The organism is Streptomyces sp. NPDC091282 (assembly GCF_044757385.1).
Lineage (GTDB): Bacteria > Actinomycetota > Actinomycetes > Streptomycetales > Streptomycetaceae > Streptomyces > Streptomyces gramineus.
Genome location: NZ_JBIVUX010000001.1, coordinates 766,070 through 792,253, shown reverse-complemented (window position 1 = coordinate 792,253; position 26,184 = coordinate 766,070). Strand labels below are relative to the sequence as shown.

Sequence of the window (26,184 nt, the reverse complement as noted above, 5' to 3'; positions counted from 1 at the left end):
TACCGGACGGCAGGCCCGGTCAGGACTCGGCATGAGGAGGGCGTCATGGACGGTCGGATCCGCGTACGCGTTGTTCGTCGGCCCGCTCCCCGGGGACAGGAGATCGACCGCAGGACGCCCTCCGGGCGGATCCTGCCGTACTGAGCACCCGCCGCTCCGCGGCCCGGCGCACGCCGGACCGCCGGGCGAGCGGCACCGGCGGGTCAGGCCTGCGGATCCGTCAGCCGGTCAGGTGCCTGCGCAGGAACTCCAGTTGATGCCCGAGCAGCCGGGCGAACGTGTCGTCGGCCGGTGCGGAGTGCGTCATCCCGCTCAGCGGCAGCACCTCGTGCGGCCGCCCCGCCGCCAGCAGGGCACGGGAGAGCCGCAGGGTGTTGGCCGCGAACGCGTTGTCGTCCGACAGCCCGTGCGTCAGCAGCAGCGGGCGGCCGAGCTGCGGAGCGTCGGCGAACAGCGACGACCGCGCGTAGCGCTCCGGGTGGCGGTCCGGCGGCCCGAGGAAACGCTCCTTCCAGCAGGCGTCGTAGAGCAGTTGGTCGGTGAGCGGGGCACCGGCCACCGCGGCGTGGAAGACGTCGGGACGGCGCAGCACCGCGGCGGCGGCCAGCGTCCCGCCGAACGACCAGCCGCGGATGCCGACCCGGCCGAGGTCCAGCTCCGGACGGCGTGCGGCCGTCAGGCGCAGGGCGGCGACCTGGTCGTCCAGGACCGGCCCGAGCAGGTCGCCGAAGATCTCCTTCTCCCAGCGGGGCCCGCGTCCGGGCGTGCCCGCGCCGTCCGTCACCAGCACCGCGAAGCCCTGTTCGGCGAACCACTGCGACACGAAGGCGTGTCCGGCCTGCTCGGCGAGCACCTTCTGCATCGCCGGGCCGCCGTACGGATCGATCAGCACCGGCAGCGGGGCGTCCCCGGCACGGTGCCAGGACGGCAGGAAGAGATGCGTGCGCAGGGCGCGCGGCCCGACGGCGGCGGACTCCACGCGCAGGTCCAGCAGCGGCCGCTGGGCGTGCGAGGTGATCGCGACGGGCCCGGGGCCGGCCCCCGCGGGCTCCGTCCGGCCGTCCGCGGTCAGCCGCCACACGGCCGCGGACGAGCCCGGCCGGTCCGGCGTACGCGAGATGATCACCAGCGTGTCGCCGCCGAGGACGCCGGTGTGCACCCCCCGTTCCTCCGTCAGCCGGCGTACGCCCTCGTCCGGGCGGTACGTCCACACATGGCGCTCGGTGGGCTCCGCGGAGGCCGTGAACAGCACCGTCTCGCCGTCCACCGCCAGCACCTCGTGCAGCTGCAGGCCGTCCGGTGTGACCGGTACGCCGTCGACGCCCAGATGGCGGGTCTCGCCCCGGTCGAGGTGGGTCACGAGCCGGCCGGCGGCGGTCCGCGCCGGCACGCCGGGCACCAGCAGCTCCACCCAGTGCTCGTCGTGCCGCTCGGCGAGGAGCCCGGTCGCTCCGTCCGCCGGGTCGACGGCCAGCACCCGGAGCGTGCGCTGGTCGCGGCTGAGCACGGCGGCGAGGGGACCGTGCCCGTCCCAGCCGGCCACCGGCAGGTACTCGAAGCCCTCCCGGTCCCAGCGGACCTCGGTGAGGCCGCCCGCCAGGCCGGCGATCCAGAGCGTCACCTCGGCGTTGGCGGTGCCGACCCGCGGGTAGCGCATGGCGCGCGGCGGCCGGGCCGGGTCGGCCGGGTCCGCTATCCACCAGACCTCGACCTGCCGGTTGTCCACCCGGCAGGTCAGCAGCCGCTGCCCGTCCGGCGCCCACCAGTAGGCCCGGTGCCGGGCCATCGACTCGCTCGCCGCGTGCTCCGGCAGCCCGAAGAAGACGTCCGGGCCCTCCTGCGGGCCGGGCGCGGCCACCGCGCGGTCGCCGCCGCCGTCGGCCGCGATCACCCGGAGCGCGCCGTGCGCGACGTAGGCGACGTGCCGGCCGTCGGGCGACGGGCGCGGGTCGACGACCGGCTCGGCGGCGGGCAGCCTGCGGACGGTGCCGGAGTCCGTGTCCACCGTCCACAACTGCCCGGACAGCGCGAACGCGGCCAGCCGGCCGGCCGCGTCGGTGGCGTAGTCGGTGATCCCGGTGGCGGCCTGGCGGGCGCGTTCACGCCGGACGCGTTCCTCCTCCGGCACCTCGTCGGCCGCGTCGCCGAGCAGCGCGGCGGGATCGGCCAGCAGGCGCTCCGCACCGGTCGCCGGATCGAGCGACCACAGGCAGCCGACGGGATCGTCCCCGGCCCGGCTGCGCAGGAACAGGACGAGGGCTCCGTCCCGCGCCACGGTGACACGCGCGGGAGCGCCGAGGGTGAAGCGGCGGGTGCGGGCGAGCTGCCGCAGCAGCGGGGAGATCACCATGGCCGCCACTGTGCCACCCGCCCACCGCGCCGCGCACAGCGGTTTCCCCGGCCCGCGCGGGTGCGTCGCTAGGCGGCCAGCGGATTGAGCACGAGCGGTTCGATGCGGCCCTCCAGCATCGCGCCGATGCCCTGGACGACGCACACGTCGGGCCGTTCCGCGATGTGCACCGGCATGCCGGTGGCCTCCCGCAGCAGCTGGTCGAAGCCGGGCAGCAGCGCCGAGCCGCCGACCATCATGATCCCGCGGTCGGCGAGGTCGGCGACCAGGTCCGGCGGGCAGTCCCGCAGCACCTTGCCGATCCCGTCCAGCACGCCGGTGAGCGGCGTCTGGATGGCGTCGCGTACGGCCGCGGTGTCGACCTGGACGCTGCGCACCAGGCCGGTGGCCACGTCCCGTCCGTGGATCTCGGTGGAGGCCGGGCCGTCCGCGGTCAGGCCGGTCCCGGACAGGGCGAGCTGCAGCGGGCGCACCGACTGGCTCGGCAGCAGCAGCTCGTGCTCGTGCCGCAGGAGCTGCACGATCGCGCGGTCCACGGCCTCGCCGCCCACCGGCAGCCGCTCGGCGCACACGATCGACCCGAGGGAGAGCACCGCGACCTGCGTCGCCGCCGCCCCGCAGACCAGGATCATGGTCGCCTCGGGCCGCTCCACCGGCATCCCGCAGCCCACGGCGGCGGCGATCAGCGTGTCGACCAGCTCCACCCGCCGTGCGCCCAGCCCCGCCAGCGTCTCGATCGTCGCCCGCTGGGCGAGCGGATCGGCGTCGTGCGGGGTGCAGGCCGCCGCGCGCAGCCGGGGCTTGCGGCGCAGCGAGCGGCGGATCTTGTCGCCCAGCAGATGGCGCAGCATCCGCTGGGCGATCTCGATGTCGACGACGGTTCCGCCCGAGATGGGGCGCACCACGCGGATGTAGTCGGGTGTCCGTCCCGTCATCCTCTCCGCGAACTCGCCGACCGCGATCAGCGCGCCGGTCCGCGTGTTCACGGCGGCCACCGAAGGCTGGTCGACGACCAGGCCCATGCCCTTCACGTACACCCGGGTACGGGCGGCCCCCAGATCGACGGCGAAATGGCAGCGGCGCAACTGCTCCAGGCTGACGGTCACGGCAGGTCCTCCCGAGTGTGCGCGGGCCGTACGCGGTGGCACCGCCGGTCGGCGGCCTGCTTCGCATCCTCCGGGGGATCGGGGCGGGCCGCCTTCGGGAGGGGGCCGGGTGGGGCAACGGCTGAACGGGGGGTTTCCCGGCCGCCGGGCGGCCGGAGCGCGGGGGTTCAGGGACGGGAGTGACCGGCGATGCCCCGGACGACGCCCAGCTCCACCAGGTCCTGCGGCCGGATCCGCAGCTGGCCGGCGGTGGCCTCGACCTCCTCGGGAGGCCGTTTGAGGATCGCCGCCGCCAGCTCCGGCGCGATGACCGAGAAGTAACTGTCGGGCGTGGCCCAGGTGTTGCCCGGCGCGGCCAGCGCCAGCGCGCCGCCCGAGCCGCCCTCGCCGACGACCAGGGTGGTGATCGGCGTCCGCGCCGCCGCCACCGCGCCGAACAGCTCCGCGATCGCCGCGCCCACGCCCTGCCGTTCCGCCTCGGCGTCGTTGGCGGCGCCCGGTGTGTCGACGAGGGTCAGCACCGGGATCCCGAGCCGCCCGGCGAGCCGTATCAGGCGGGTGGCGGTGCGGAATCCGGCGGGCCGGGTCGCCGTGCCGGTCTGCGCGGCGAAGGCGACGACGTGCCCGTCCCGCTCGCCGAACCCGCACAGCATGCCCTCCGGGTCCGCGCCGCCGCACCGGTCGCCGACGAGGGCGGCCCGGCGGTCGCCGAACCAGGCGTCCAGGTAGGCGCGGGCCCGCGGCCGCCGCGGCGACCGGGCGCGCTGCACGGCCTGCCATCCGGTCTCGGGCAGGCCGGCGGCGCCCAGGGCGTCCGGCGGCGCGGCCGGAGCGGAGACCGGTCCCGTCAGCAGCCGCAGCCACAGCCCGAGCGCCGCCCGCAGCTCCTCCAGCGGCACCACGGCGTCCGCCGACCCCGCCGCGACCTGCGCGTGGGCGGTGTACGCCGCCGGGTCCGCGTCCGGCGGCCGGACCCGGGAGCCCGCGAAACCCACCTGCGCGCCCGGCAGCGCCAGGATCACGTCGGCACCGGCGCCCAGGGTGGCCCAGCCGCCGCCGGTCGTCGGATCGCGCACCACCGCGATCTGCGGCAGCCCCGCCTCGCGGGTCAGCGCCGACTGGCCGGCCACCCGCTGGAGCTGGGACAGGGCGAGCATGCCCTCCTGCATCCGGCTGCCGCCGGTGGCGACCAGCGGCACCACGGGCAGCCGGTGCTCACGGGCATGCCGGTACGCCGCCTCCAGCCGGTCCCCGGTGCGCTCGCCCAGCGAGCCGCCGAGGTAGCCGAACTCGAACACGATCAGGACGGCCGCGGTGCCCTCGACGCGCGCGGTGCCGACGACGACGGACTCCCGTTCGCCGGTGCGCTCGGCGGCGCGGGCGCGCGAGGCGTCGTAACCCCGCCAGCCGAGCGGGCCGTCGGGCGCGGACGCGCGTGCGGGGTCCGGGAGTCCGGTGAAGGTGCCGGGGTCGGCGACGAGGTCGAGGAACTGCCGGGCGGAGAGCCGGACGGCGCGGTTCTCAGACACCCAGGGCCCGCTTCATGATCTTCCCCATGTCGTTGCGGGGGAGGGCGTCCAGGTAGCGGACCGTCCGCGGGCGCTTGTGCGGGGCGAGCCGGGCGGCGACGTGGTCCGCCAGCTCCCGCTCGCCGGGCGGCGACTGCGGATCCGCCGGGACGATCCAGGCGACGATCCGCTCGCCCAGGTCCGGGTCCGGCTCCCCGGTGACGGCGGCCTCCCGCACCCCCGGGTGTTCGAGGAGCGCGTTCTCGATCTCACCGGCGCCGATCTTGTAACCGCCGCTCTTGATCAGGTCGGTGGCCTTGCGGCCGACGATCCGCACGTAGCCGTCCGGCTCGCGCACGGCCATGTCGCCGGTCCGGAACCAGCCGTCGGCGGTGAACGCGGCGGCGGTGGCGTCGGGCCGGTTGAGGTACTCCGTGAACAGGTTGGGCCCGCGCACCTGGATCTCCCCGACGGTCTCGCCGTCGTACCCGGCGATCGCCGTCCCGTCCTCCTCCACCAGCCGCAGCTCCACGCCCGGCAGCGGGACCCCCACGGTCCCCGACCGGGCCTCGCCGTCCGCCCGGACACTGGTGTTCATCAGCGTCTCCGTCATGCCGTACCGCTCGATCACCCGCCGCCCGGTCGCGGCCGCGATCCGCTCGTGGTCGTGGACGGGCAGCGCCGCCGAGCCGGAGACCAGCAGCCGGGCCCGGCCGAGGGCCTTGGCGAGCGCGGGGTCGGCGGGCAGCGCCTCGGCGATCCGGTGGTACATGGTGGGGACGCCGAACAGCATGGTCGCGCCGTCGGTCAGCTCGCGGGTGACGCCGTCGGTGTCGAACCGCCCGAGGTGCCGGACGCTCCCGCCGCGCCGCAGCGGCCCGAGGACGCCCAGCACCAGCCCGTGCACGTGGAACAGCGGCAGCCCGTGCACCAGCACGTCGTCGCCGGTCCACCGCCAGGCGTCGGCGAGCGCGTCCAGGGTGGTGGCGAGCGCCCGGCGGGGCAGGACGGCGCCCTTGGGCGGTCCGGTGGTGCCGGAGGTGTAGACGACGAGGGCGGGATCGTCCTCGGCCGTGCGGTCCTCGGGGACGGGGCCGGTGGCGCGCACGTCGACGTCGATCCGCGGCAGGGCGGCCACCGCCGCGGGGAGCACGGCGCCCGGAGCGGCCAGCACCGCGGACGGCGTGCTGTCGGAGAGGATGTGCGCGAGTTCCTTGTCGCCCGACTTCGGGTTGAGGGGGACGGCGGCCCGGCCGGCGAGCAGGACGCCGACCACGGCGACCGCCGTCTCCAGCTCCGGGGTCGCCCACACGGCGACCCGGCCGGCGTCCCCGACCCGGCGCGCCACGGCGCCCGCGGCCCCGGCGAGCTGCCCGTACGTCAGTGACCGTGCGCCGAACCGCAGGGCCACCCGCTCCGGGACCCGGTCCGCGGGGACCCCCGTCCCGCCGTGCTCGCCCGGACCGTCCACCAGGGCCGGAAACAGAAGGGACACGCGACGACTCCTCACCGGTCGGAACCTCGATGGCCCCTTCCTACACCAGGCGTCCGCCTCCCGGGCCGTCCACCCGCACTCCGGCCGGCGGCCCCGGTCGCTCCGGGCGGCCGGCGAGCGTCGCCACGACCGTGCTCAGATCCGGAGCGAGCCGGATCTCCGTGGCCCGCAGGGCGGGGTGCTCCAGCCAGTGCAGGCGCGCCCGGTCCTGGCCGCCCCGGTGGCGGGGCGGCCAGGTGGCCGCGGGGGTGAAGTCGTCGATGACGACCGTGCCGCCCGGGGCGAGGAGGCGTTCCACGGCCGCCGGGCGGTCGCCGGGCGCCTTGCCCTGCCCGCCGCCGTCCAGGACCAGCAGATCGAACGGCCCGTGAGCCGCGATGTCCGGCCAGTCGCCGTGCAGCACCGTCACCGCGGTGTGGGCCGCGAACACCCCGGCGGCCGCCCCGGCCCGCTCCGCGTCCCGTTCCACGCTGACGAGCCGGACGCCGGGCCGGGCCCCGGAAGCGAGCCAGGCCAGTCCGACCCCGAGCCCGGTCCCGGTCTCGCCGATGACCCCGCGCGCCCCGCCCGCGAGCACCTGGAGCAGCCGCCCCTGTTCGGGCCGGCAGGAGTGGGCGAAGCCGTGGCCGCGGGCGGCGGCGAGGGCCCGCCGGACGAGCGGCGGGAGACCGGGCAGACCGGTGTGCGCTTCGGTGCCGTCGGCAGTCATGCCCGACGTTATACCGGACGGCGGGCCCGGCCGGCGCCGTCATCCGGCCGGGACGGGCGGCCGGGCGGACACGACGTCGGCGACGACGACACTCACGTTGTCACCGCCGCCCACCGCGTTCGCCTCGTCCACCAACTCCCGTGCCACGTGCGCCGGTTCGCCGCCGCCTCCGACCAGCTCCCGGATCCGCGGGTCGGAGACCTGCCGGCTCAGCCCGTCCGAGCACAGCAGGTACCGGTCCCCGTCCCGGGCCTCGCGCAGCTTCAGGTCCGCGGTGGCCGGCCCGTTCGTCGGCAGCGCCTTCGCGAGCAGCATCCGCTGCGGGTGGCTGTCGGCCTCCTCCGGTGTCAGCCGCCCCTCGTCGATCAGCGACTGCACCACGCTGTGGTCGTGCGTGATACGGAACAGTCCGCCGTCCCGCAGCAGGTACGCCCGCGAGTCGCCGATGTGCGCGAGCGCCAGCCGGGACCCGGTCCACAGCAGCGCGGTGAGGGTCGTACCGGCGTCCGTGAGGCCGCCCGCCGCCTCCCGCACCGCCTCGTCCGCCGAACGCACCGCGTCCTCCAGGAGGTTCAGCACGTTCCCCGCCGACAGCTCGGCGTCCTCCAGGGACTTCAGCGCGTCCACGGCGGCGGCGCTGGCGCGGGCCCCGGCCGCCCCGCAGCCGTCGGCGACGGCCAGCAGGCGGTGGCCCGCGTACACGGTGTCCTGGTTGGCGGACCGCACGTGCCCCCGGTCCGAACGGGTGGCGTAACGCAACTCCAGCATGGTGGTGGTGTCCCTTCCGGTCTCTCCCGACAGATGGCCGACGAGGAACGCGGCCAGCTCCGCGCGTGCGGCGGTCTCCGCCTCCACCCCGGCCCAGTACGCCCGGATCTCTCGGGCGGCCCGGCCGGGCGGCAGCGCGCACACCTCCCGGATCCGCGCGAGCGGCATCCCGAGCCGTCGCAGCCAGGCCACCAGCCGGGCGTGTTCGAGCTGCTCGGCGGCGTAGTAGCGGTAGCCGGTGCCCGGGTCGACCCGGGCGGGCCGCAGCAGGTCCAGCTCGTCGTACAGCCGCAGTGCCTTCGGCGACAGCCGGCAGGCCTTCGCGAAGGCGCCGATGGTCAGCCATGTCATGCCGCACCCCGTGTTCCTCGACGTCCGCCACCGATGCTGGGGCTTCACCGAGGGGGAAGGTCAACAGGGCGGCCGCGGTTGCGGTCGGCAGGCCGCCGGTGGTTAGCCTGCGACGGGCCGGAACACCGGCCGCCACCAGGACGAGGGAGCCCCGACCGTGCCCCGAATAGCGCTCGCCACCTACGATCCCGGCACCCAGCCGGGCAAGGACCAGGATCTGCCGGTGCTGCTGCGCGCGCTGACCGCGGCCGGCGCGGACGCGGTGGCCCGTCCCTGGGACGACCCGGACGTGGAGTGGGGCGCCTTCGACCTGGTCCTGCTCCGCTCCACCTGGGACTACAGCTGGCGCACCGGGGAGTTCCTGCCGTGGGTGGAGCGGGTGGGCCGGGCGACCCGGATCGCCAACCCGGCCGCCGTGGTCCGCTGGAACAGCGACAAGCGGTATCTCGGCGAGCTGGCGGCGGCCGGTGTGCCGGTCGTGCCGACCCGGTACCTCGCCCCGGGCGAGACGGCGGAGCTGCCGTCGGACCGTGACTTCGTCGTCAAGCCCGCCTTCGGCGCCGGCGCCCGGTTCGCCGCCCGCTACACGCCGGACGAGCACGCGACGGCCGTGGGGCACCTGGCCCGGATGCACGGCGAGGGACTGACCGCGATGGTCCAGCCGTACGTCGCCGGGATCGACGTCGGCGGCGAGCGGGCGCTGCAGTTCTTCGGCGGCCGGCTGCTGCACGCCAGCCGCAAGCGGGCGGTCCTCGCGCCGGGCACGGCCTACGACGCGGACAAGGTCGCCCACCCCGGTCTGGAGCGGTGGACCGCGACCGACGCCGAACTCGCGGTGGCCCGGCGGGCGCTGGCCGCCGTACCGGGGGCGCCCGAGCTGCTGTACGCGCGGGTGGACCTGGTCGACGGGGCGGACGGGCGGCCCCAGGTGATGGAGCTGGAGCTGGTCGAGCCGAACCTGTTCCTGTTCCTGCACCCCGAGTCGACCCGCGAGGTGGTGGCGGCCGTGCTCAGCGCGGCCCGCCGATGACCGCCGTGCGCTGGAGCAGGCCCCAGGTGAACTCCGCGACCACCTGGCGGCCGTCCGGCATCGTGAGGGCCAGGCCCCAGCGGGTCGGCGCCGTGCCCTCCAGGGGGCGGGCGGGGGCGAAGGCGCGGGCGGCCTCGTCGACCGTGCAGGACCAGGGGGCGAGGTCGTCGTAGGCCAGCAGGCTCGGGGCGGCGGCGCCGGGGGCGCGGACCAGCCATTCGTTCCACACCGCGCCGCCGGGACCGGCCAGGACCTCGAAGCGGAGGTCGGGCCACAGGGAGAGCGGCCACTGCCAGGCCGTGCACTCCAGGTCGCCGACCTGCCGCACGCTCTCGGAGCCGGGCGGTCCGAGGACCGAGCGGTAGCGGGCGGCGGCGGACCGGGAACGCGGCGAGCGGGCCATCGCCTGCCACCGCTTGTTGGCCTCGCGCATGTCCGCGATCGACGCGCCCAGCGTCCGCCGGGCGTCCTCGACCAGGTCCGGGTTGTGGTCGGCCATGCGGCGCAGCAGCACCAGCTGGAAGTCCAGTCGCATGCCCCCCATGGTGCACGCGCCGCCGCGCGGCCGGTTCCCGGCCATTGCCCGGGCCAGGGCCGGTGGTTAGCCTGTGTTCGTCATGCCGATCGCCTGTTGATATCTCGAACGGCCCTCGCGGTTCCGACGGTATCCGGCGCCAAGACCCAAGGGAGGGGGCCGGACGTGGGACGCCTCGTGCCTGCCGTGACCCGGGCTCTCGACATTCTCGAACTCTTCCTCGACGGGGACGGGACGCTCTCCGCCCCCGACATAGTGCGCAGACTCCAGCTGCCGCGCACCACCGTGCACGAACTGGTGACCACGCTCTCCGCCCGGTCCTACATCGTCTCGGTACCCGGCCAGCCCGGACGATACCGGCTCGGTGTCCGCCCGTACCAGCTCGGCAGCCGCTACGCCGAACAGCTCGACCTCGCCGCCGAGGGCCAGCAGGTCGCCCGGTCCGTCGCCGAGACCTGCGACGAGACCGTGCACGTGGCGATCCTCGAAGGGACCGACGTCATCTACATCGCCAAGGTCGACTCCACCCACGCGGTCCGGATGGTCTCCGCCGCCGGCCGCCGGCTGCCCGCCCACTGCACCTCGGTCGGCAAGATGCTGCTGGCCTCGCTGCCGGAGCGGGAACTGGCCGCGCGCATCCCGGACGACGCCGGCCTCGTCGCCATGACCCCGAACAGCATCACCGAGCCGGGCGCGCTGCGCGAGGCCCTGACCGCGATCCGCGCGCGGGGCATCGCGGTGGAGAGCCGGGAGTCCAACCCGGACGTCTCCTGTGTCGCCGCACCGGTCCTCGACCGCACCGGCCAGGTCGTCGCGGCGCTGTCCATCTCGGTCCCGATGATCCGCTGGAGCGACGAGCGCCGCGCCGAGCTGGAACAGCTCGCCGCCAAGGGCGCCGCCGAACTCTCCGAGCGCCTCGGCCACCGGAGCGCGGCATGACGACCTCATACACGCCCTACGAGGTCGCGGTGGCGGCCGAGGCGACGCTGGGCGAGGGCCCGACCTGGGACGCGGCGACCGGCCGGCTGATCTGGATCGACGTGCTCGGCGCGCGGATCCACACCTACGACCCGATCACGGGCCGCCGCACGGTCCGTACCGCCGAGCAGCACATCGGCGCGGTCAAGCCCCGCGCGAGGGGCGGCCTGGTGCTCAACCTCCGGGACGGCGTGGGTCTCCTCGACCCCGACGACACGTTCCGCTGGCTCCACCGCGAACCGGTCGCCGGGCGGCGCGCCAACGACGCCGCGGTGGCACCGGACGGCTCCCTGTGGGCGGGCACCATGCGCTACGACGAGCGGACGGGCGGCGGCACGCTGTCCCGGGTGGCCGGTGACGGCTCGGTCACCACCCTGCTGCCCGACGTGACGGTCAGCAACGGTACGGGCTGGAGCCCGGACGGCAGCCGCGTGTACTACGTCGACACTCCGACCCGCCGGGTGGACGTCTTCGACTACGACGGCGAACACCCCCGCGACCGGCGCCCGTTGGTGACCGTCGAGGCGGACGCCGGGTATCCCGACGGGCTGACCGTCGACGCGGAGGGCTGCGTGTGGGTGGCGCTGTGGGGCGGGGGAGCGGTGCACCGCTACACCCCCGACGGCGACCTGGACCGGGTGATCAGCCTGCCCGCGTCGCTGACGACGGCCTGCGCGTTCGGCGGCGCCGACCTGACCGACCTGTACGTGACGACGGCCCGGGTGGGACTGGACCGGCCGCACCCGACGGCGGGCTCCCTGCTGGTGATCCCGGGAGCGGGCAAGGGAGTCGCCCAGCCGGCGTTCCAGGGCTAGGCCGCCGGTCGTCCGCGGGCGCGCGGGGGCCGGTCGCGCAGTTCCCCGCGCCACTGAAGGGGCTACAGGACGCCGGCCGCCTTCAGTTCGTCCGTGGTGAGCGGCGGGCGGGTCAGCTGCGGGCGCAGCGGGCCCACCAGCGCGCCCAGCAGGACGCCCGGCGTCAGCAGGACCTCCGCACCCCGCTCCAGCGACGTCACGTCCGTCACCCGGCGGGCGATCCGGCCGTTCCCCGTCGCCGTGTACAGCAGCCGGTCCACGTAGGCGTGCGCCAGCCGGTCGCGCAGGCCAGGACCGTGCTCCGTGGCGCCGGGGTAGAACACGTCGGCGCCCGTGGACAGTTCCCAGGCCGCACGGGCCGGGCGGCTCACCGCCCTCTGCAGGGACCGGGCCAGCCCCGGGGTGCCCCAGCCCCGGCGCCGCAGCACGTCCCGCATGGCGAGCGCCCCCTGCGCGGCCACCGACATCCCGTGCCCGTACACGGGGTTGAGCGCGCACAGCGCGTCGCCGAGGACGGCCAGGTTCTCCGGCCAGGCCCGCGCCCGTTCGTAGAAGTGGCGCCGGTTGGCCGTCGTACGGGTCACCGACACACCGGTCAGCGGCTCGGCGCCGGCGAGGAGGTCGGCGATCACCGGGTGGTCCAGCTCCTCCCGCGCGTAGCGCAGGAAGTCGTCGTCGGCGGAGCCCGGTTCGCCGCCGCGGCTGCCGTGCAGGGTGACCAGCCACCGGCCGTCCTCGATCGGCATCAGGACACCGCCGCGACCGGGACGGCCGTCCCGCGGGCTCGCCTGGAGGGTGACGATCGGGAAACCGGCGCGGACCGTCTCCGCCGGCGCCCGGAACATCCGGCTGGCGTAGGCGATCCCGGAGTCGACCTCACGGAACTCGGCCGCCGGCAGCCCGAACCGGGCCAGCCAGTCGGGCATGCGGGAGCCGCGGCCGGTCGCGTCGACGACCAGACCGGCGGTGCGCACGTGCTCCGCACCGGTCCCGAGCGCCCGCAGCCGCACGCCCGTGACGGCGCGGTCCGAGCCGAGCAGGCCCACCGCCTCGGTGCCGGTGACCAGTTCGATCCGCTCGTCGGCCAGGACCCGCTCGCGCACCACCCAGTCCACCAGGTCCCGGCTGCCCGTCAGGGTGAACGCGGACTCCGCCCAGCGCCGGTACCAGCCCCGCGGGGACAGCGCCACCATGTCCGTGGTCACCGGCACCCGCCGTACGCCCGCCGAGGCCAGCCGTTCGACGGTGCCGGGCAGCAGCTCCTCCAGGGCGCGGGCGCCGCCGGACCACAGGTGGTGGACGTGGCGGGCCTGCGGAAGCCCCTTGCGCGGCTGCGGGCCCGATGGCAGTACGTCGCGTTCCACGACCACGACCCGGTCCGTGAAGGGGGTCAGCGCCCGGGCCGCGAGCAGGCCGGCGAGGGAGCCGCCGAGGACGACGGCGGTGCGGTCAGTCATGAAGGGCAACGCTCTCTGCTGGGGCGGCCGCACGTTCCCGTACCGCCTCGATCCGGTCGGGGTGGCGCAGCGCCCGGGACACCGCACCGATCTCCCGCAGGAGATGGGTGGCGTCCGGACCGCCGGTCGCGTCGGCGCTCTCGGGGGCGTGTCCCCGGGTGCCGACGGCGTTCAGGATGCTGACCGCGGAGGCCAGGGCCCGGGCCTGCGCGGGCGGGTGGCCGAGGCCGAGCGCCGCGTCGTAGGAGCGCCTCTCGAGGTCGGCGTCGATGCGCCGGGTCAGCGGCAGCAGCACGTCCCGGATGAACGTCTCACGCCGTGTCAGCCGCAGCTCGGGCGTGGCGCGCAGCACGAACGGGACGCCGTCGCCGTGCACGGTCCGGGTCAGCTGGTACAGCGGCCGCAGCTCGTGGTGGGCGAGCCGGATCCGCCAGCGGTCGTGGAGGTACTGGCCGGCGTGCGGCAGGATGAAGCCGACGGCGATGTCGATCGCGGACAGGGCGGCGACCGGCGGGGCCAGGCTGGTGCTGAGCCAGTCCAGGTCCGCGCCGCACCAGCGGGCGGTGACGGCGACCAGCTTGCAGGCGTCGAAGATCAGGTTCAGCACGTAGCCGACGCCGAGCAGCTTCAGACCCCAGCGCAGCCAGGCGTCCAGGCCCTCGGTGCGCACCCAGTTCCAGATCAGCCGTGAGGTGATCAGGCAGGCCACGCAGTGGGCGACGAGGTAGAGCAGGATCTCCTCGCGCATGAAGGGCGTGGTGGCGTAGTACGTGTCCAGGTCCCGCAGCCGTTCCACGGGGACGTCGGCGAGCGCGAACAGCAGCCACAGGGCGACGATCACCGAGGAGTAGCCGGCGACGACCCAGCGCATCGCGCGCCGGGTGGCGGCCGAGCGGTCGGCCAGCCCGTTGCGCCAGGCGATGATCAGCAGCAGGCAGGAGCCGCCGAACGCGGTGATGAGCGAATAGCACCACGGGGCCGAGATGTTGGGGACGCCGGTCCACCGGTTCACGGTGGCGATCGTCGACGGGGTGCAGAACACGAACACCGCGCAGGCGAGCAGCAGCAGTCCGCCGACCGCGCGCAGCAGCGGGTCCCGCCACAGCCGGACGATGGTGGGCAGCTTGATCACCAGGGCGGTCGTCAGCACCGCGGTGGGGATCCAGAAGGAGATGTAGAACTCGCCGAGGAGCCCGCCGGGGTTCGCGGCCGCCGAGAGGGTCCTCACCGGGCCGCTCCGCCGCGCCCGCGGTAGCCGAGGCTGCGCTGCACGGGTCCGGCCGGGGCCCGGTGCGGCTGTTCGAGGCAGGGCCGGAAGGCGGTCGCCAGCCGGTGTCCGAAGTCGTCGGCCTCGGCCTCGTCGGCCCGGCGGGAGCCGTTGCGGGCGGCCGCCGTCAGCGCCGTGTCCGGCCAGCCGGGCCGGGCGGCCAGCGCGCGGGCCGCCTCCGGGCCGACTCCGTGGTGATGGCGCCGTCCGGTGTGCAGGTGCCACAACTCATGTCCGAGGATGACCAGTCGCTGCAGGTCCTCGGCCCGTTCCTCGACGATGACCAGGTCGAAGTCGTGGAACTCCACCCAGAGTCCGGTGACCTCGATCTCGTCCGGGAAGCGTTCGAAGCGCAGTTCCACCGGCCGTCCGCCGCGCAGCGCGGTCATCTCCTCGCACAGCGCCCGGCACAGCTCGCCCGCTCCGGCGGGCTGCCGGGGCCTGGCGCGGACGGCGGCGGTGAGGCCGGCGGCGAGGCGGCGCATCTGCGCGCCCGGTCCGGAGCGCCGCGGTCCCGCCGCGATCCGGGCCCACCGGTGCCGCGCGCCGGCCACGTCCATCGCTCCCCCTTCGCCCCGCCCGCGGCGGCCCCGCGCCGCGTCGGACGGTCCGAGATTACGCGTCCGGATGTGTCCGCGTCATGCGATCCGACGACGGTGGTTCATTCCGGAACGACCCTCGGGGCAGGGAGCACCGCGCGGGCCCATTGACGAGAAAGCGCTTTCATTCTACGGTCCCGTTCGAGGTCACGAGCATGATCCGAGGCACCCGACGGACCCTCGTGCCGGGCAGACTCCCCGAAAGGCGACCATTGCGCACCGCCCGCTTCACCCTGGACCCCGCCTTCACCGTCGGCGACGTCAGCCCCCGCCTCTTCGGCTCCTTCGTCGAGCACCTGGGCCGCTGCGTCTACACCGGCGTCTTCGAGCCCGGCCATCCCGCGGCCGACGCCGAGGGCATCCGCACCGACGTCCTGGACCTGGTCCGCGAACTCGGCGTCACCGCCGTCCGCTATCCCGGCGGCAACTTCGTCTCCGGCCACCGCTGGGAGGACTCGGTCGGCCCGGTCGAGGACCGCCCCCGGCGCCTGGACCTCGCCTGGCGCTCGACGGAGACCAACCGGTTCGGCCTCTCCGAGTTCATCGCCTTCCTGCGGAAGCTCGGCCCGCGGGCCGAGCCGATGATGGCGGTCAACCTCGGCACCCGCGGCGTCGCGGAGGCCCTGGAACTCCAGGAGTACGCCAACCACCCCTCCGGAACCGCCCTGGCGGACCTGCGCGCCGCCCACGGCGACGCGGACCCCTTCGGCATCCGGCTGTGGTGTCTGGGCAACGAGATGGACGGCCCCTGGCAGACCGGCCACAAGACCGCCGCCGAGTACGGCCGCCTGGCCGCCGAGACGGCCCGCGCCATGCGGCAGCTGGACCCGTCCGTGGAACTGGTCGCCTGCGGCTCCTCCAGCCGGTCCATGCCGACCTTCGCCGCGTGGGAGGCGACGGTCCTCGCGGAGACGTACGAACTGGTCGACCACGTCTCCCTGCACGCCTACTACGAGCCCGAGGACGGCGACGTCGACTCCTTCCTGGCCTCCGCCGTCGACATGGAGTCCTTCATCGAGAGCGTGGTCGCCACCTGCGACCACGTGGGCGCCCGGCTGAAGTCCGCGAAGCGGATCGGCCTCTCCTTCGACGAGTGGAACGTCTGGTACGCCTCGAAGTGGCACGAGATCGAGAACTCCGCCGCGCGGGACTGGCCCGAGGCCCCCCGCCTCCTGGAGGACAGCTACAGCGTCCTGGACGCGGTGGTTCTCGGCTCCCTGCTCATCGCCCTGCTCCGGCACGCCGACCGGGTCGCGGTCGCCTGCCTGGCCCAGCTCGTCAACGTCATCGCCCCGATCATGACCGAGCCCGGCGGCCCCGCCTGGCGCCAGACCACCTTCTTCCCCTTCGCGCAGGCGTCCCGGCACGGCCGGGGCCGGGTCCTGGACGTCCGCGTGGACTCACCGACGTACCGGACGAGGAAGTACGGCGAGACGGACCTGCTGCACGCCACGGCGGTCAGGGCCGAGGACGGCACGGTGACCGTCTTCGCCGTCAACCGCGCCCGGACGGCGGCCCTTCCCCTGGAGGTCACCCTGCACGGCCTGGACCTGACGCGGGTCACGGAGCACACCGTCCTGTCCGACCCGGACCCGGACGCCCGCAACACCCTCGCCGACCCGGAGCGGGTGACACCGCACCGGGCCGAGGGCACGGTCCTGGCCGACGGCACGCTCCGCGCCGTCCTCGAACCGCTCTCCTGGAACGTGATCCGGCTGGCCTGAGGCCGGCGCCCCGCGGCGCTCAGCGGCCGGGGGAGGCCACCGCCGTCACCGGCACTCCGCCCGCCGCGCTCCCCAGCAGTTCGAGCCGCACCACTCCCGGCCCGGACTCGCTCGTCCCGTCGGAGAGCACGGCCAGCGCCAGCGTGTTGGAGCCCCGGGTCCGCAGGATCCCGTTCGGCAGCACGAACGTGTGCTGCGGCCCCACGTCGTTGACGTACTGCCCGAGGTTCCACCCGTTCAGGAAGATCTGCACCCGGTAGGCCCGCGCCGGATCGTCCTCCAGCACCAGTCCCACCGACGCGTCGACCCCGTCCGGCACGGCCAGCCGGAAACCGGTCCGGTACCAGGTGACGCCCATGCCCCGGTCCGCGCGCGGGAGTTCGGCCGGCTGCCAGCCGCCGTCGGCGAAGCCGGGCAGGTGCCAGCCCTGCCGTTCGCCGTGCAGCCCGCCGTTGTTCAGCGGACCGCGCACCGGATCGGGCGCGCTCTCGCCCTGGATGCGCCAGCTCACCTTCGGGGAGGCTCCCGCGAAGGTCACCGCGGTCAGGCCGCGGGCCGTCCTGTGGGTGTCAAGGGAGCGGCCGTCCATGTCGTGCTGCATGCGCCGCACCAGCACGGACAGCACCCGCGTGCGCGGCTTCCCGCCGTCCTTCTCGCGCTCGGTGTCCCGCGGGTGCTCCGGATCCTTCTTCTCCGGCCCGGCGACCGGGAACTCGGCCGTGGCGCTCCAGCTGCCCTGCCGGACCGTCTTCGCGTCCGGCACCGGCATCCGGTGCGAACCGAGCGGCTTCCCGTCCAGCCAGGCCATCAGCATGCCCTGGGTGCCCGTGCTGTAGGCGAGCGAGACGGACCGGAGGTTCTCGGTGTCGCCGGTCACCCGGGCCCGGTACCAGACGTCCCCGTAGTGGAAGCCGTAGTCGTCGGCGAACAGCACCGGCCCGCCGTCCGGGACGGGCGTCGTGCTGAACGAGGTCTTCTTGTCGGCCACCGTCCACGAGGAGTCGTCGAAGCCAGGCGCGGATTCCGGGTTCCCGGCCTTCCGGCGCCAGCCGGTCAGGACCGGCAGCGCCGGTTTCGGCGCCGCCGCCAGGTTCGTGGTGGCGACCAGGCTGCCCGACAGGCTCACCCGGGTCGGCACCGGCCGCCCGTTCCAGGTGACCGAGGAGATCCCGCGCGGCCCCCACACCTCAAGGCCGGTCGGCCCGACCGTGTCCCCGGTGAGTTCGACGGCCGACCCGTTGATCCTCGCGTGCCGCAGCAGCGCCGGGCCGTAGACCAGCAGGGTGCCCGACGGGGTGTCGTACGGGAACAGCCGCAGCGAGGTCGCGTCGTCGGCGAGGAGCAGGAGCAGCGGGGTGTCGCTCTCGCCGCGCTGGACCAAGACCCGGGTCAGCCCGCCCTGGCCGAGCGGCGCGGTGACGTGCAGGACGTTCTGGTCGTACACCCAGGCCGCCTCGGCGTCCAGGCGCTGCACGAAGGGCTCGGTCGGGCAGTCCAGGACCAGGTGCGCCATCTCGCCGTACGGGCCGGTGAACAGGGCGACGTCCTGCCGTCCGGCGGTGAGCACGGCCATCGGCTGCACGGTGGCGTAGCGCAGCGTGCGCCTGCCGAGGGAGAGCCCGGTGGTGACGAGGCGGGCGTCCTTGGCCGGGACGGTGACCTCGATGCCGTCGCCGCCGTCCCGCGCCGGGGTCCTCAGGGTGGACGTCACGGGGCCGGTCCCGTCGTTGCGCAGCACGTACACGTGCGCCCGCGTGTCCGGGTTGGTGAGGTGGTACGTCCGCAGCCCGTCCACGTGGACGTCCGCGGCGCGCTCCAGCCTGGCGAAGTCCGGGACCCGCTGGAGGAGATGGCCGAGCTGGTGCATCGGGGCCATCTTCGGGGTGACGTTGCGGGCCTCGTCGATGGCCGCCCCGTAGTCGTACGACGTGTAGACGACCGGCGCCGGCAGCCAGCCCCAGTTGGTGCCGCCGTAGGTCATGTAGACGTTGTGCAGGGTGATGCCGTTGGCGAGGTTGGTGAGGTAGAAGCGGCGCTCGTAGGCCGCGTCCCGGGTGCGCCGGGACTCGGCGTACCCCTTGCCGCCGAACTCGACCCCGCCCCACGGGTCGAACCAGCCGCCGCCGAACTCCGGCACGAACCCGGGCGTACGGGGACTCGCGGTCGCGCCGCCCTTGAGGCCGCCGATCCCGAAGCGGCCCCAGTCCGGCGGGGTCTGGGCGGGCGACGGGTAGCCGTCGAAGCCGTACAGCCACTTCCCGTGCTCGCCGCCGGTGTCGAAGGAGCCCGGGATCCAGTAGCCGTTGCGGCCCTTGTCGTTGTGGAACAGCGGCACGTCGATGCCGTCCGCCCGCACCTTCTTGTAGAGGTGGGACATGTAGGCGGGCCCGGCCGGGTCGGCGACGTGGCCGTCGTACTCGTTCTCGATCTGGTAGAGCAGGACGCTCCCGCCGCCGTCCGTGTGCTGGTGGCGGCGCACGATGCGGTTGACGGCCGTCAGCCACGCGTCGACGTGCCCGAGGTAGACCGGGTCGGTGGTGCGGGCAGATCCCGGCGTGGCGGTCAGCCAGCCGGGGAAGCCGCCGGCGTCGACCTCGGCGTTGATGTACGGGCCGGGGCGCAGGATGACGTACAGGCCGGTCTCGGCGGCCGTGCGCAGGAACAGGTCCAGGTCGCGCACGCCGGTGAAGTCGAAGCTGCCGGGCGCGGGGGAGTGGAAGTTCCAGGCCACGTAGATGCTGACGGTGTTGTAGCCGTGCGCCCGCATCTTCTCCAGCACGTCCCGCCACAGCGACGGGCTCGGGAGCCGGAAGGGATGCAGCTCACCCGACCACACGACCAGCCGCCGCCCGTCCACGAGGAGGGAGTACTGGTCGTAGCCGATCGTGTGCCGGCGTCCGTCGGCGCGCGGCGGGGCCGGGGGCGGGCCGGTCGGCACGGTGCGCGCCGCATAGGCGGCGGGCGCCCCGGGGCCGCCGCTGCCGCCCAGGGCGAAGCCGAGCGCGGTCGAGCCGGCGAGGGCACTGAAGGTACGTCTGCTGAGCGCCAAGGGATCCTCCCGGGCGATCTTACGGGGCGCGGGTGCGGCCATTGTCCACGGGAGGACGCCCCACAATGGACACATGAGGATCTCGGCGCGGGCGGATTACGCGGTACGGGCGGTACTGGAGCTCGCCGTACGGCAGGACGACGGCCCGGTGAAGGCGGAGGAACTCGCCGGAGCGCAGGACATCCCGCACAAGTTCCTCGAAGGCATCCTGGGTGATCTCCGGCGCGCCGGGATCGTCGACAGCCGGCGTGGCGGGGGCGGCGGCTACCGGCTGGCCCGGGCCGCGTCCGCGATCACCGTGGCGGACCTCATCCGGGCGGTGGACGGTCCGATCGTGTCGGTGCGCGGCGAACGCCCCACCGGCCTGTCCTACACCGGCACCGCCCAGCCCCTGCTGCCGCTGTGGATCGCGCTGCGCGCGAACGTCCGCCGCATCCTCGAAGGGGTGACCGTCGCGGACATCGCGGCGGACGACCTCCCGGAACCGGTCCGTGCCCTGGCCGCGGAGCCGGCGGCGTGGGAGAACCCGTAGGGGGCGCGGGGCGAGCGGCCGCGGGGCTGTGAAATCCACCGCTGTGAATGGCCGGAGTTGGCCCTGACCGGGCCGCGCGGGGGTTCCTACGATGCGAGCGCCTCGTTCTTCACAGGAAACCCACAGGTTCTTCAAGGGTGAACCACATCGAACCCTGAGGGGCGCGCGGGTCCCGGGGGCCGAGGCTGCCACCCCCCACCCGATCACCCGACCGGAGAAACCATGAAACCCAAGCGGCATGGACTCCTGCTCGGCGGAGCGCTCACCGCGCTGCTCACCGCCGGGCTGCCCGCCCAGGCCGGCGCCTCGTCGTCGCCCGTCTTCGACGACCCGCCGCCGGACAAGATCGTGATCAACGTCGCCACGGTGAACGGCTCCGGCTGCCCGCAGGGCACCACCGCCGTCGCCGTCTCCGAGGACAACGAGGCCTTCACCGTCACCTACAGCGACTACCTCGCCCAGGCCGGCGGCACCTCCGACCCCACCGCCTTCCGGCGCAACTGCCAGCTCAACCTGGTGGTGCACGTGCCCGGCGGCTTCACCTACGCCGTCGCCAGTGCGGACTACCGCGGGTTCGCCTCGCTCCAGCAGGGCGCCACCGGTACGCAGCGCGCCTCGTACTACTTCCAGGGCTCGTCCAGCACGGCCTCCGCGAACCACCCGTTCCGGGGACCCTACGACGACAACTGGCAGGCCACCGACACCACCGACTGGGCCCAGCTGGTCTGGGCGCCCTGCGGGGTCCAGCGCAACTTCAACATCAACACCGAACTGCGGGTGACCGCCGGGAGCACCAGCCCCGGCAAGGTCAGCTTCATGACCATGGACTCCACCGACGGTGAGATCAGCACCGTCTACCACCTGGCCTGGAAGCAGTGCCCCGCCCGGTGACCCGGCCCGTCACAGGCTCCCCGGCCGGACCAGCCCGGTCCGCTTGACTCCCGCCGGCGAGGCGGGCGGGTTCCGTCCACGGGGCTCGCCCGTCCCGGCCGGCCCGGCGGTCAGCCCCGGCCCACCGCCGTCGCCCGGAACGTGTTCCGGTACGCCTGCGGGGACACCCCGATCGCCGCGTGCAGGTGCTGCCGCAGGGACGTGCCCGTGGCGAAGCCGACCTCGGCGGCGATCCGGTCGATCGCCAGGTCGCTGGTCTCCAGCAGCTGACGGGCCCGGTGCACCCGCTGCTGGATCAGCCAGCGGCCCGGACTGACACCGGTCTCGTCCAGGAAGCGGCGCGCGAAGGTACGCCTGCTCATCCGGGCGTGATCGGCCAACTCCTGGAGGGCCAGCGGCCGTTCCAGGTTCTCCAGGGCCCAGGCGCGGGTGGCCGCGGTACCGGTGGCGCTCTCCTCGGGCACCGGCTGCTCGATGTACTGCGCCTGGCCGCCGTCCCGCCACGGCGGGACGACGCACTGCCGGGCCACGCTGTTGGCGACCGCGCTGCCGTGGTCGGCGCGGACGATGTGCAGGCAGACGTCGACACCGGAGGCGGCGCCCGCGGAGGTCAGGACGTCGCCGTCGTCGATGAACAGCACGTCGGGATCGAGGGCGACCTGCGGGAACATCCGCCGGAACCGGGGCGCCAGCGCCCAGTGCGTCGTCGCGGGCCGTCCGTCGAGCAGCCCGGCCGCGGCGAGCGTGAACGCGCCCGTGCAGATGGAGACGATCCGGGCGCCGGGCCGGATCCGCGCCAGCGCGGCGGCCACCGGAGCGGGCACCTCCTGCGAGATCCGCGCCATGTCGTACGGCGGCACGACCACGGTGTCCGCGCTCTCCAGCACCTCGGGCCCGTGCCCGAGGGTGACCGTGAAGTCGGCGCTGGTGGCCACCGTGCGGTCGTCGGTCGCCGCGCAGGTCACCACGTCGTAGGCGCCCGGGACGCACGGGAAGACCCGGTTCGGGATGCCCAGCTCGAACGGGTAGACACCGTCGAGGGCGAGCACGACGACCCGGTGCGGCCGGGTCCTCAGGAAGTCGATCTCGGACATGGCACGATCCTATCGCCCTCCGTCGATGTGGCCACCGGGTGCGGGCCTCCGCGGCATCCGGTGCGCAGGGGGCCATTGGGGTCGTTCGCCGTCACCAGCACACCCCCCGGACGGCGAGGGCACACGGGAATCGGCGCGCGCTCCGGGTCTAATCGACCGGACCGAAGCCATGAGCACCGCCCGCGGTTCTGGAGGATCACCCATGGGTGCCAACCCGCTTCTGCCGACGCCGACCGGTCCCTACCTGGGCGAAGGACAGCTGCCCGCGGACTTCTACTCCTTCGAGGACCTGCTGTCGGACAGTGAGCGGGAGACGATCGGACGCGTCCGCGCGTTCCTGCGGACGCAGGCCGCCCCGCTCGTCGACGACTACTGGGCACGGGCCGAGTTCCCCTTCCAGCTCATCGAGGGGTTCGGCGCTCTCGGACTCGCGAACTGGGCCGACCCGGACTCCACGGAATCCAGGCCCAGCAATCTCCTGTCGGGATTCCTCGCCCTGGAGATGGGGCACGCCGACGCGTCCCTGGCGACCTTCACCGGCGTGCACACGGGGCTGGCCATGGGCTCGATCCTCGCCTGCGGCTCCGAGGAGCAGAAGCGGCGGTGGCTGCCCGCGATGAGCCGCTTCGAGAAGATCGGGGCCTTCGCCCTGACCGAACCGCACGGCGGCTCCGACGTGGCCGGCGGCCTGAAGACCACCGCGCGCCGCGACGGGGACGGCTGGATCCTCGACGGGGCCAAGCGGTGGATCGGCAACGCGACCTTCGCCGACCTGACCGTCGTGTGGGCACGGGACACCGAGACGAACCACGTGCTCGGCTTCGTCGTGGAGAAGGACACCCCCGGCTTCACGGCCACGAAGATCGAGAACAAGATGGCGCTGCGGATCGTGCAGAACGCCGACATCGTGATGGAGGGCTGCCGCGTCCCGGAGGCCGACCGGCTGCAGAACGCGAACTCCTTCAAGGACACCGCGAACATCCTGCGCCAGACCCGCAGCGGGGTCGCCTGGCAGGCGGTCGGCGTGATGTTCGGCGCCTACGAGATCGCGTTGCAGTACGCCAAGGAGCGCGAGCAGTTCGGCCGCCCGATCGGAGGCTTCCAGCTCGTCCAGGACCTGCTGGTGAAGATGGTCGGCAACGCCACGGCCTCGTGCGGGATGGTGGTGCGGCTGGCCCAGCTGCAGGACGCCGGGATCTACCGGGACGAGCACTCCGCGCTGGCCAAGGCGTACTGCACCGTGCGGATGCGGGAGAGCGTCGGCTGGGCGCGGGAACTGCTGGCCGGCAACGGCATCGTCCTGGACTACAAGGTCGGCCGCTTCGTCGCCGACGCGGAGGCCCTGTACTCCTACGAGGGCACCCGCGAGATCCAGACCCTGATCGTGGGACGCGCCGTCACCGGCGGCCTGAGCGCCTTCGTGAGGTGACGGCGATGACCACCGAATCCGTCTTCACCGGGCTGAGGGTCCTCGACGCCTCGTCGTTCATCGCGGGTCCCGCGGCGGCGACCATGCTCTCCGACTTCGGCGCCGACGTCGTCAAGATCGAGCCGCCGGGGGCGGGCGATCCGCAGCGGCGGCTGAGTTCGGTGCCGCCGAGCCCGCAGGCCGAGGCGAACTACAGCTGGCACCTGGCCAACCGCAACAAGCGGGGCATGGTCCTCGACCTGAAGTCGCCCGCGGCGGTGGAGGTCCTGCGGCGGCTCGTGTGCCGGGCCGACGTGGTCATCACCAACTTCCCGCACGGGACGCGGGAGAAGCTGCACCTGGGCTACGAGGAGGTCTCCGGCTGGAACCCGCGGGTGATCTACGCGGACCTGACCGGTTTCGGGGACACCGGGCCCGACGCCCGCCAGCCCGGCTTCGACCTGACCGCGTTCTGGTCGCGCAGCGGCCTGCTGGCCTCCACCCGTGACGCGGGCGCCCCGCCGACCGTGCCGGTGTGGGGCAGCGGGGACTACACGACGGCGGTCGCCGTCTACGCGGCCGTCACCACCGCCCTCTACCACCGCGAACGCACCGGGCGGGGCGCCGACGTCGGCACCTCGCTGCTCGCCACCGGGGTCTGGGCCACCGGCACCCTGATCGCCGGAGCCCTCGCCCACGGCACCCCCTTCGCCCTCCACGACCGCAAGGCCCCCGCGAACCCGCTGGTCAACCCCTACCGGACCGCGGACGGCGAGTGGTTCATGCTGGTCGCCTCGCCCCTGCGCTGGCCGGGACTGACCCGCGCCGTCGGACACCCCGAGCTGCTGGAGGACCCGCGGTTCGCGGACCTGGAGGGCATGGTCCGGCACGCCGACGCGCTCGCCGGACTGCTCGACGCCGCGTTCCGCACGCGGCCCTTCGGCCACTGGGAGGACGTGCTGACCCGGGAGCGCATCACCTACAGCCTCATCCAGACCCCGGAGGCGGCCGCGCGCGACGAGCAGCTGCGCGCCAACGACATCGTCGTCCCGATCGAGGGAGTCAGCGGGCTGACCGAGACCGTCAACAGCCCGGTCCTGCTCCGCGGAGTGCCGAAGGTGCCCGCGAAACGGGCGCCCGAGCTGGGCGAGCACAGCGACGAGATCCTCGCCGAGCTGGGATTCGGCCCCGCCGAGATCGACGCGCTGCGCGCCGGCGGGGCGCTCGGCGGCGGGACGGAGGCGGAGCCGCCGCGATGAGCCGGGCCCCCGACGAGGCGGGACGGCCGCCCCGCACCCCGGCTTCGCCCGGAAATCGTCTGGACGAAGCCCTCCGGCCGGCCGGCGTTCTCCGGGCGGCCCAGGACCCGTTGGTAGCGTCGGACCGCCCCGTGCCTCCGACCGAGAGAGACCTGATGCCCCCGACGATCCGCAGGGCCGTGATCCCCGCCGCCGGACTCGGCTCCCGACTGCTGCCGCTGACGAAGGCGACGCCGAAGGAGATGCTGCCGGTCGGCGACAAGCCGGTGATCGAACACACCGTGCGGGAGCTGGTGGACTCCGGCATCACCGACATCACCATCGTCGTCTCCGGCGGCAAGAGCCTGATCCAGGATCATTTCCGGCCCAATCCCGGGCTCGTGGAGCAACTGCGCGCCGACGGGAAGACCGCCTACGCGGACGCCGTCGAGGAGGTCGCCGAGCTGGCCCGCCGCGGCCACATCACCTACCTCGACCAGTACGGCCCGTACGGCAACGGCACGCCCGTGCTGAACGCCGCCCGCTCCTTCGGCGACGAACCCGTCCTGGTGCTCTGGCCCGACGACGTGTTCGTCGCCGACGTGCCGCGCGCCCAGCAGCTGATCCGCGCCTACGAGCAGACCGGCTGCCCGGTGCTGGCCCTGCTGCCGATGGATCCGGCCGACTCCCAGCGTTACGGCGTGCCCCTCGTCAAGGAGGACCTGGGCGAGGGCCAGTTGCGCATCACCGGACTGGTGGAGAAGCCCGCGCCGGCCGACGCGCCGTCCCCGTACGCGGCCATCGGCGGCTACGTCGTCACCCCCGGCATCATCGACGAGCTGCGCGAACAGACCCGCCGCTGGTACGAGCACCGCACCGGCGAGGTGTACCTGACCGACGCCATCAACGCCTACGCCGCCAGCCGGGCCGTGTACGGGCAGGTCATCCAGGGCCGCTGGTACGACACCGGCAACCCGGCCGACTACCTCGTCGCCCAGATGGCCTTCGCCCTGGCCCACCCCGAGTACGGTCCCGTCCTGCGCGGCCTGGTCAGCGGCCTCGACGAGGAGCGGGAGGACACCCCGGATACGGTATGATCGTTTCAGAGCTGGTCGCCGCTGAAGCCGGTGGCCGGGTTTGCGTTGGTGGTCCAAGGAAAGACGCCCCGCTTCCTGTGGGGAAATGCAGGTGCAAGGCCTGCCCGGCGCTCCATTCGGTGCCCGTCCGCGTGCTGCGGACGGGCACCGTCGCGTTTCCCCCTCGCACCCCGTCGGTTTTCG

21 protein-coding genes are annotated in these 26,184 nt (G+C 74.3%); 9 read left to right on the top strand and 12 right to left on the bottom strand.

Going from position 1 to position 26,184, the window contains the following annotated elements; translation table 11 throughout:
- Positions 1-220: 220 nt before the first annotated feature.
- The 6 genes from ACIQOE_RS03615 to ACIQOE_RS03590 form a co-directional block, all read right to left on the bottom strand.
- Complete coding sequence (locus tag ACIQOE_RS03615; protein ID WP_401409439.1) at positions 221-2,350, bottom strand: prolyl oligopeptidase family serine peptidase; 2,130 nt, start codon at positions 2,348-2,350, stop codon at positions 221-223.
- Between the two features lie 68 nt (positions 2,351-2,418).
- On the bottom strand, positions 2,419-3,456 hold the full coding sequence (locus ACIQOE_RS03610; RefSeq protein WP_351319775.1) for a rod shape-determining protein: 1,038 nt from the start codon (positions 3,454-3,456) through the stop codon (positions 2,419-2,421).
- Between the two features lie 167 nt (positions 3,457-3,623).
- A complete protein-coding gene (locus ACIQOE_RS03605) occupies positions 3,624-4,985 on the bottom strand; it encodes a carboxyl transferase domain-containing protein (protein WP_401409436.1) in 1,362 nt (453 codons plus the stop codon).
- Positions 4,978-6,459: an acyl-CoA synthetase gene (locus ACIQOE_RS03600; RefSeq protein ID WP_401409433.1), complete on the bottom strand. Its 1,482-nt coding sequence runs from the start codon at positions 6,457-6,459 to the stop codon at positions 4,978-4,980. The genes ACIQOE_RS03605 and ACIQOE_RS03600 overlap by 8 nt, the downstream gene beginning before the upstream one ends.
- 40 nt (positions 6,460-6,499) lie before the next feature.
- Positions 6,500-7,168, bottom strand: coding sequence for an O-methyltransferase (locus ACIQOE_RS03595; RefSeq protein ID WP_401409430.1), 669 nt, complete (start codon positions 7,166-7,168; stop codon positions 6,500-6,502).
- 39 nt (positions 7,169-7,207) lie between these two features.
- On the bottom strand, positions 7,208-8,287 hold the full coding sequence (locus ACIQOE_RS03590) for a MerR family transcriptional regulator (RefSeq protein ID WP_401409427.1): 1,080 nt from the start codon (positions 8,285-8,287) through the stop codon (positions 7,208-7,210).
- Between the two features lie 157 nt (positions 8,288-8,444).
- Here ACIQOE_RS03590 and ACIQOE_RS03585 point away from each other — a divergent pair, with 157 nt between their 5' ends.
- Positions 8,445-9,317 (top strand): RimK family alpha-L-glutamate ligase, encoded by an 873-nt coding sequence (locus ACIQOE_RS03585; RefSeq protein ID WP_401409424.1) that lies wholly within the window; start codon positions 8,445-8,447, stop codon positions 9,315-9,317.
- Here the strand turns inward: ACIQOE_RS03585 and ACIQOE_RS03580 are convergent.
- Complete coding sequence (locus tag ACIQOE_RS03580; RefSeq protein WP_401409421.1) at positions 9,298-9,897, bottom strand: hypothetical protein; 600 nt, start codon at positions 9,895-9,897, stop codon at positions 9,298-9,300. The two genes, ACIQOE_RS03585 and ACIQOE_RS03580, sit on opposite strands and share 20 nt — an antisense overlap.
- A 120-nt stretch (positions 9,898-10,017) precedes the next feature.
- Between ACIQOE_RS03580 and ACIQOE_RS03575 the strand changes: the two genes are divergently transcribed.
- Together ACIQOE_RS03575 and ACIQOE_RS03570 are read left to right on the top strand one after the other, a co-directional pair.
- Positions 10,018-10,791, top strand: a complete 774-nt coding sequence (locus ACIQOE_RS03575; protein ID WP_365563573.1) for an IclR family transcriptional regulator — start codon at positions 10,018-10,020, stop codon at positions 10,789-10,791.
- Positions 10,788-11,645: an SMP-30/gluconolactonase/LRE family protein gene (locus ACIQOE_RS03570; RefSeq protein ID WP_401409418.1), complete on the top strand. Its 858-nt coding sequence runs from the start codon at positions 10,788-10,790 to the stop codon at positions 11,643-11,645. The genes ACIQOE_RS03575 and ACIQOE_RS03570 overlap by 4 nt, the downstream gene beginning before the upstream one ends.
- Positions 11,646-11,707: 62 nt before the next feature.
- Here the strand turns inward: ACIQOE_RS03570 and ACIQOE_RS03565 are convergent, their stop codons facing one another.
- Genes ACIQOE_RS03565 through ACIQOE_RS03555 form a run of 3 tightly spaced genes read right to left on the bottom strand, consistent with a single transcriptional unit; the run spans position 11,708 to position 14,929 of the window.
- Positions 11,708-13,102, bottom strand: coding sequence for an NAD(P)/FAD-dependent oxidoreductase (locus ACIQOE_RS03565; RefSeq protein ID WP_401409415.1), 1,395 nt, complete (start codon positions 13,100-13,102; stop codon positions 11,708-11,710).
- Positions 13,095-14,330, bottom strand: coding sequence for a DUF6545 domain-containing protein (locus ACIQOE_RS03560; RefSeq protein WP_401409412.1), 1,236 nt, complete (start codon positions 14,328-14,330; stop codon positions 13,095-13,097). Before ACIQOE_RS03560 ends, ACIQOE_RS03565 begins: the two co-directional genes overlap by 8 nt.
- On the bottom strand, positions 14,327-14,929 hold the full coding sequence (locus ACIQOE_RS03555; protein ID WP_365563583.1) for a toxin-antitoxin system, toxin component family protein: 603 nt from the start codon (positions 14,927-14,929) through the stop codon (positions 14,327-14,329). Before ACIQOE_RS03555 ends, ACIQOE_RS03560 begins: the two co-directional genes overlap by 4 nt.
- A gap of 251 nt (positions 14,930-15,180) precedes the next feature.
- On the opposite strand from ACIQOE_RS03555, the gene ACIQOE_RS03550 reads away from it, so the two are divergent.
- Positions 15,181-16,692 (top strand): alpha-N-arabinofuranosidase, encoded by a 1,512-nt coding sequence (locus ACIQOE_RS03550; RefSeq protein WP_401409409.1) that lies wholly within the window; start codon positions 15,181-15,183, stop codon positions 16,690-16,692.
- A gap of 19 nt (positions 16,693-16,711) precedes the next feature.
- Here the strand turns inward: ACIQOE_RS03550 and ACIQOE_RS03545 are convergent, their stop codons facing one another.
- On the bottom strand, positions 16,712-19,741 hold the full coding sequence (locus ACIQOE_RS03545; RefSeq protein WP_401409406.1) for a beta-galactosidase: 3,030 nt from the start codon (positions 19,739-19,741) through the stop codon (positions 16,712-16,714).
- Between the two features lie 73 nt (positions 19,742-19,814).
- Between ACIQOE_RS03545 and ACIQOE_RS03540 the strand changes: the two genes are divergently transcribed.
- Both ACIQOE_RS03540 and ACIQOE_RS03535 read left to right on the top strand, forming a co-directional pair.
- The gene (locus tag ACIQOE_RS03540) at positions 19,815-20,273 is read left to right on the top strand and encodes an Rrf2 family transcriptional regulator (RefSeq protein WP_351319801.1); all 459 of its coding nucleotides are present in this window, start codon (positions 19,815-19,817) and stop codon (positions 20,271-20,273) included.
- A gap of 222 nt (positions 20,274-20,495) precedes the next feature.
- Positions 20,496-21,164 carry a DUF4360 domain-containing protein gene (locus ACIQOE_RS03535; protein ID WP_363018837.1) on the top strand — a complete coding sequence of 223 codons (669 nt, stop codon included), beginning with the start codon at positions 20,496-20,498 and terminating at the stop codon, positions 21,162-21,164.
- Positions 21,165-21,274: 110 nt separating this feature from the next.
- Here ACIQOE_RS03535 and ACIQOE_RS03530 read toward each other — a convergent pair whose 3' ends face one another.
- Positions 21,275-22,258 carry a helix-turn-helix domain-containing protein gene (locus ACIQOE_RS03530; protein ID WP_351319807.1) on the bottom strand — a complete coding sequence of 328 codons (984 nt, stop codon included), beginning with the start codon at positions 22,256-22,258 and terminating at the stop codon, positions 21,275-21,277.
- 202 nt (positions 22,259-22,460) lie between these two features.
- On the opposite strand from ACIQOE_RS03530, the gene ACIQOE_RS03525 reads away from it, so the two are divergent.
- The 3 genes from ACIQOE_RS03525 to ACIQOE_RS03515 all read left to right on the top strand — a co-directional run bounded on the left by ACIQOE_RS03525 (position 22,461) and on the right by ACIQOE_RS03515 (position 26,001).
- Positions 22,461-23,687: an acyl-CoA dehydrogenase family protein gene (locus ACIQOE_RS03525; protein WP_399008224.1), complete on the top strand. Its 1,227-nt coding sequence runs from the start codon at positions 22,461-22,463 to the stop codon at positions 23,685-23,687.
- A gap of 5 nt (positions 23,688-23,692) precedes the next feature.
- Positions 23,693-24,925, top strand: coding sequence for a CoA transferase (locus ACIQOE_RS03520; RefSeq protein ID WP_365563600.1), 1,233 nt, complete (start codon positions 23,693-23,695; stop codon positions 24,923-24,925).
- 155 nt (positions 24,926-25,080) lie between these two features.
- Positions 25,081-26,001 carry a UTP--glucose-1-phosphate uridylyltransferase gene (locus ACIQOE_RS03515; RefSeq protein WP_351319813.1) on the top strand — a complete coding sequence of 307 codons (921 nt, stop codon included), beginning with the start codon at positions 25,081-25,083 and terminating at the stop codon, positions 25,999-26,001.
- Positions 26,002-26,184: the final 183 nt, after the last annotated feature.

Excerpts from the sequence above, each read along its gene's own strand:
- ACIQOE_RS03580 (WP_401409421.1), bottom strand. The coding sequence starts at position 9,897 with ATGGCCGGGAACCGGCCGCGCGGCGGCGCGTGCACCATGGGGGGCATG.
- ACIQOE_RS03525 (WP_399008224.1), top strand. The coding sequence starts at position 22,461 with ATGGGTGCCAACCCGCTTCTGCCGACGCCGACCGGTCCCTACCTGGGC.
- ACIQOE_RS03535 (WP_363018837.1), top strand. The coding sequence starts at position 20,496 with ATGAAACCCAAGCGGCATGGACTCCTGCTCGGCGGAGCGCTCACCGCG.
- ACIQOE_RS03565 (WP_401409415.1), bottom strand. The coding sequence starts at position 13,102 with ATGACTGACCGCACCGCCGTCGTCCTCGGCGGCTCCCTCGCCGGCCTG.
- ACIQOE_RS03595 (WP_401409430.1), bottom strand. The coding sequence starts at position 7,168 with ATGACTGCCGACGGCACCGAAGCGCACACCGGTCTGCCCGGTCTCCCG.
- ACIQOE_RS03540 (WP_351319801.1), top strand. The coding sequence starts at position 19,815 with ATGAGGATCTCGGCGCGGGCGGATTACGCGGTACGGGCGGTACTGGAG.
- ACIQOE_RS03590 (WP_401409427.1), bottom strand. The coding sequence starts at position 8,287 with ATGACATGGCTGACCATCGGCGCCTTCGCGAAGGCCTGCCGGCTGTCG.
- ACIQOE_RS03530 (WP_351319807.1), bottom strand. The coding sequence starts at position 22,258 with ATGTCCGAGATCGACTTCCTGAGGACCCGGCCGCACCGGGTCGTCGTG.
- ACIQOE_RS03520 (WP_365563600.1), top strand. The coding sequence starts at position 23,693 with ATGACCACCGAATCCGTCTTCACCGGGCTGAGGGTCCTCGACGCCTCG.
- ACIQOE_RS03570 (WP_401409418.1), top strand. The coding sequence starts at position 10,788 with ATGACGACCTCATACACGCCCTACGAGGTCGCGGTGGCGGCCGAGGCG.
- ACIQOE_RS03555 (WP_365563583.1), bottom strand. The coding sequence starts at position 14,929 with ATGGACGTGGCCGGCGCGCGGCACCGGTGGGCCCGGATCGCGGCGGGA.
- ACIQOE_RS03515 (WP_351319813.1), top strand. The coding sequence starts at position 25,081 with ATGCCCCCGACGATCCGCAGGGCCGTGATCCCCGCCGCCGGACTCGGC.
- ACIQOE_RS03615 (WP_401409439.1), bottom strand. The coding sequence starts at position 2,350 with ATGGTGATCTCCCCGCTGCTGCGGCAGCTCGCCCGCACCCGCCGCTTC.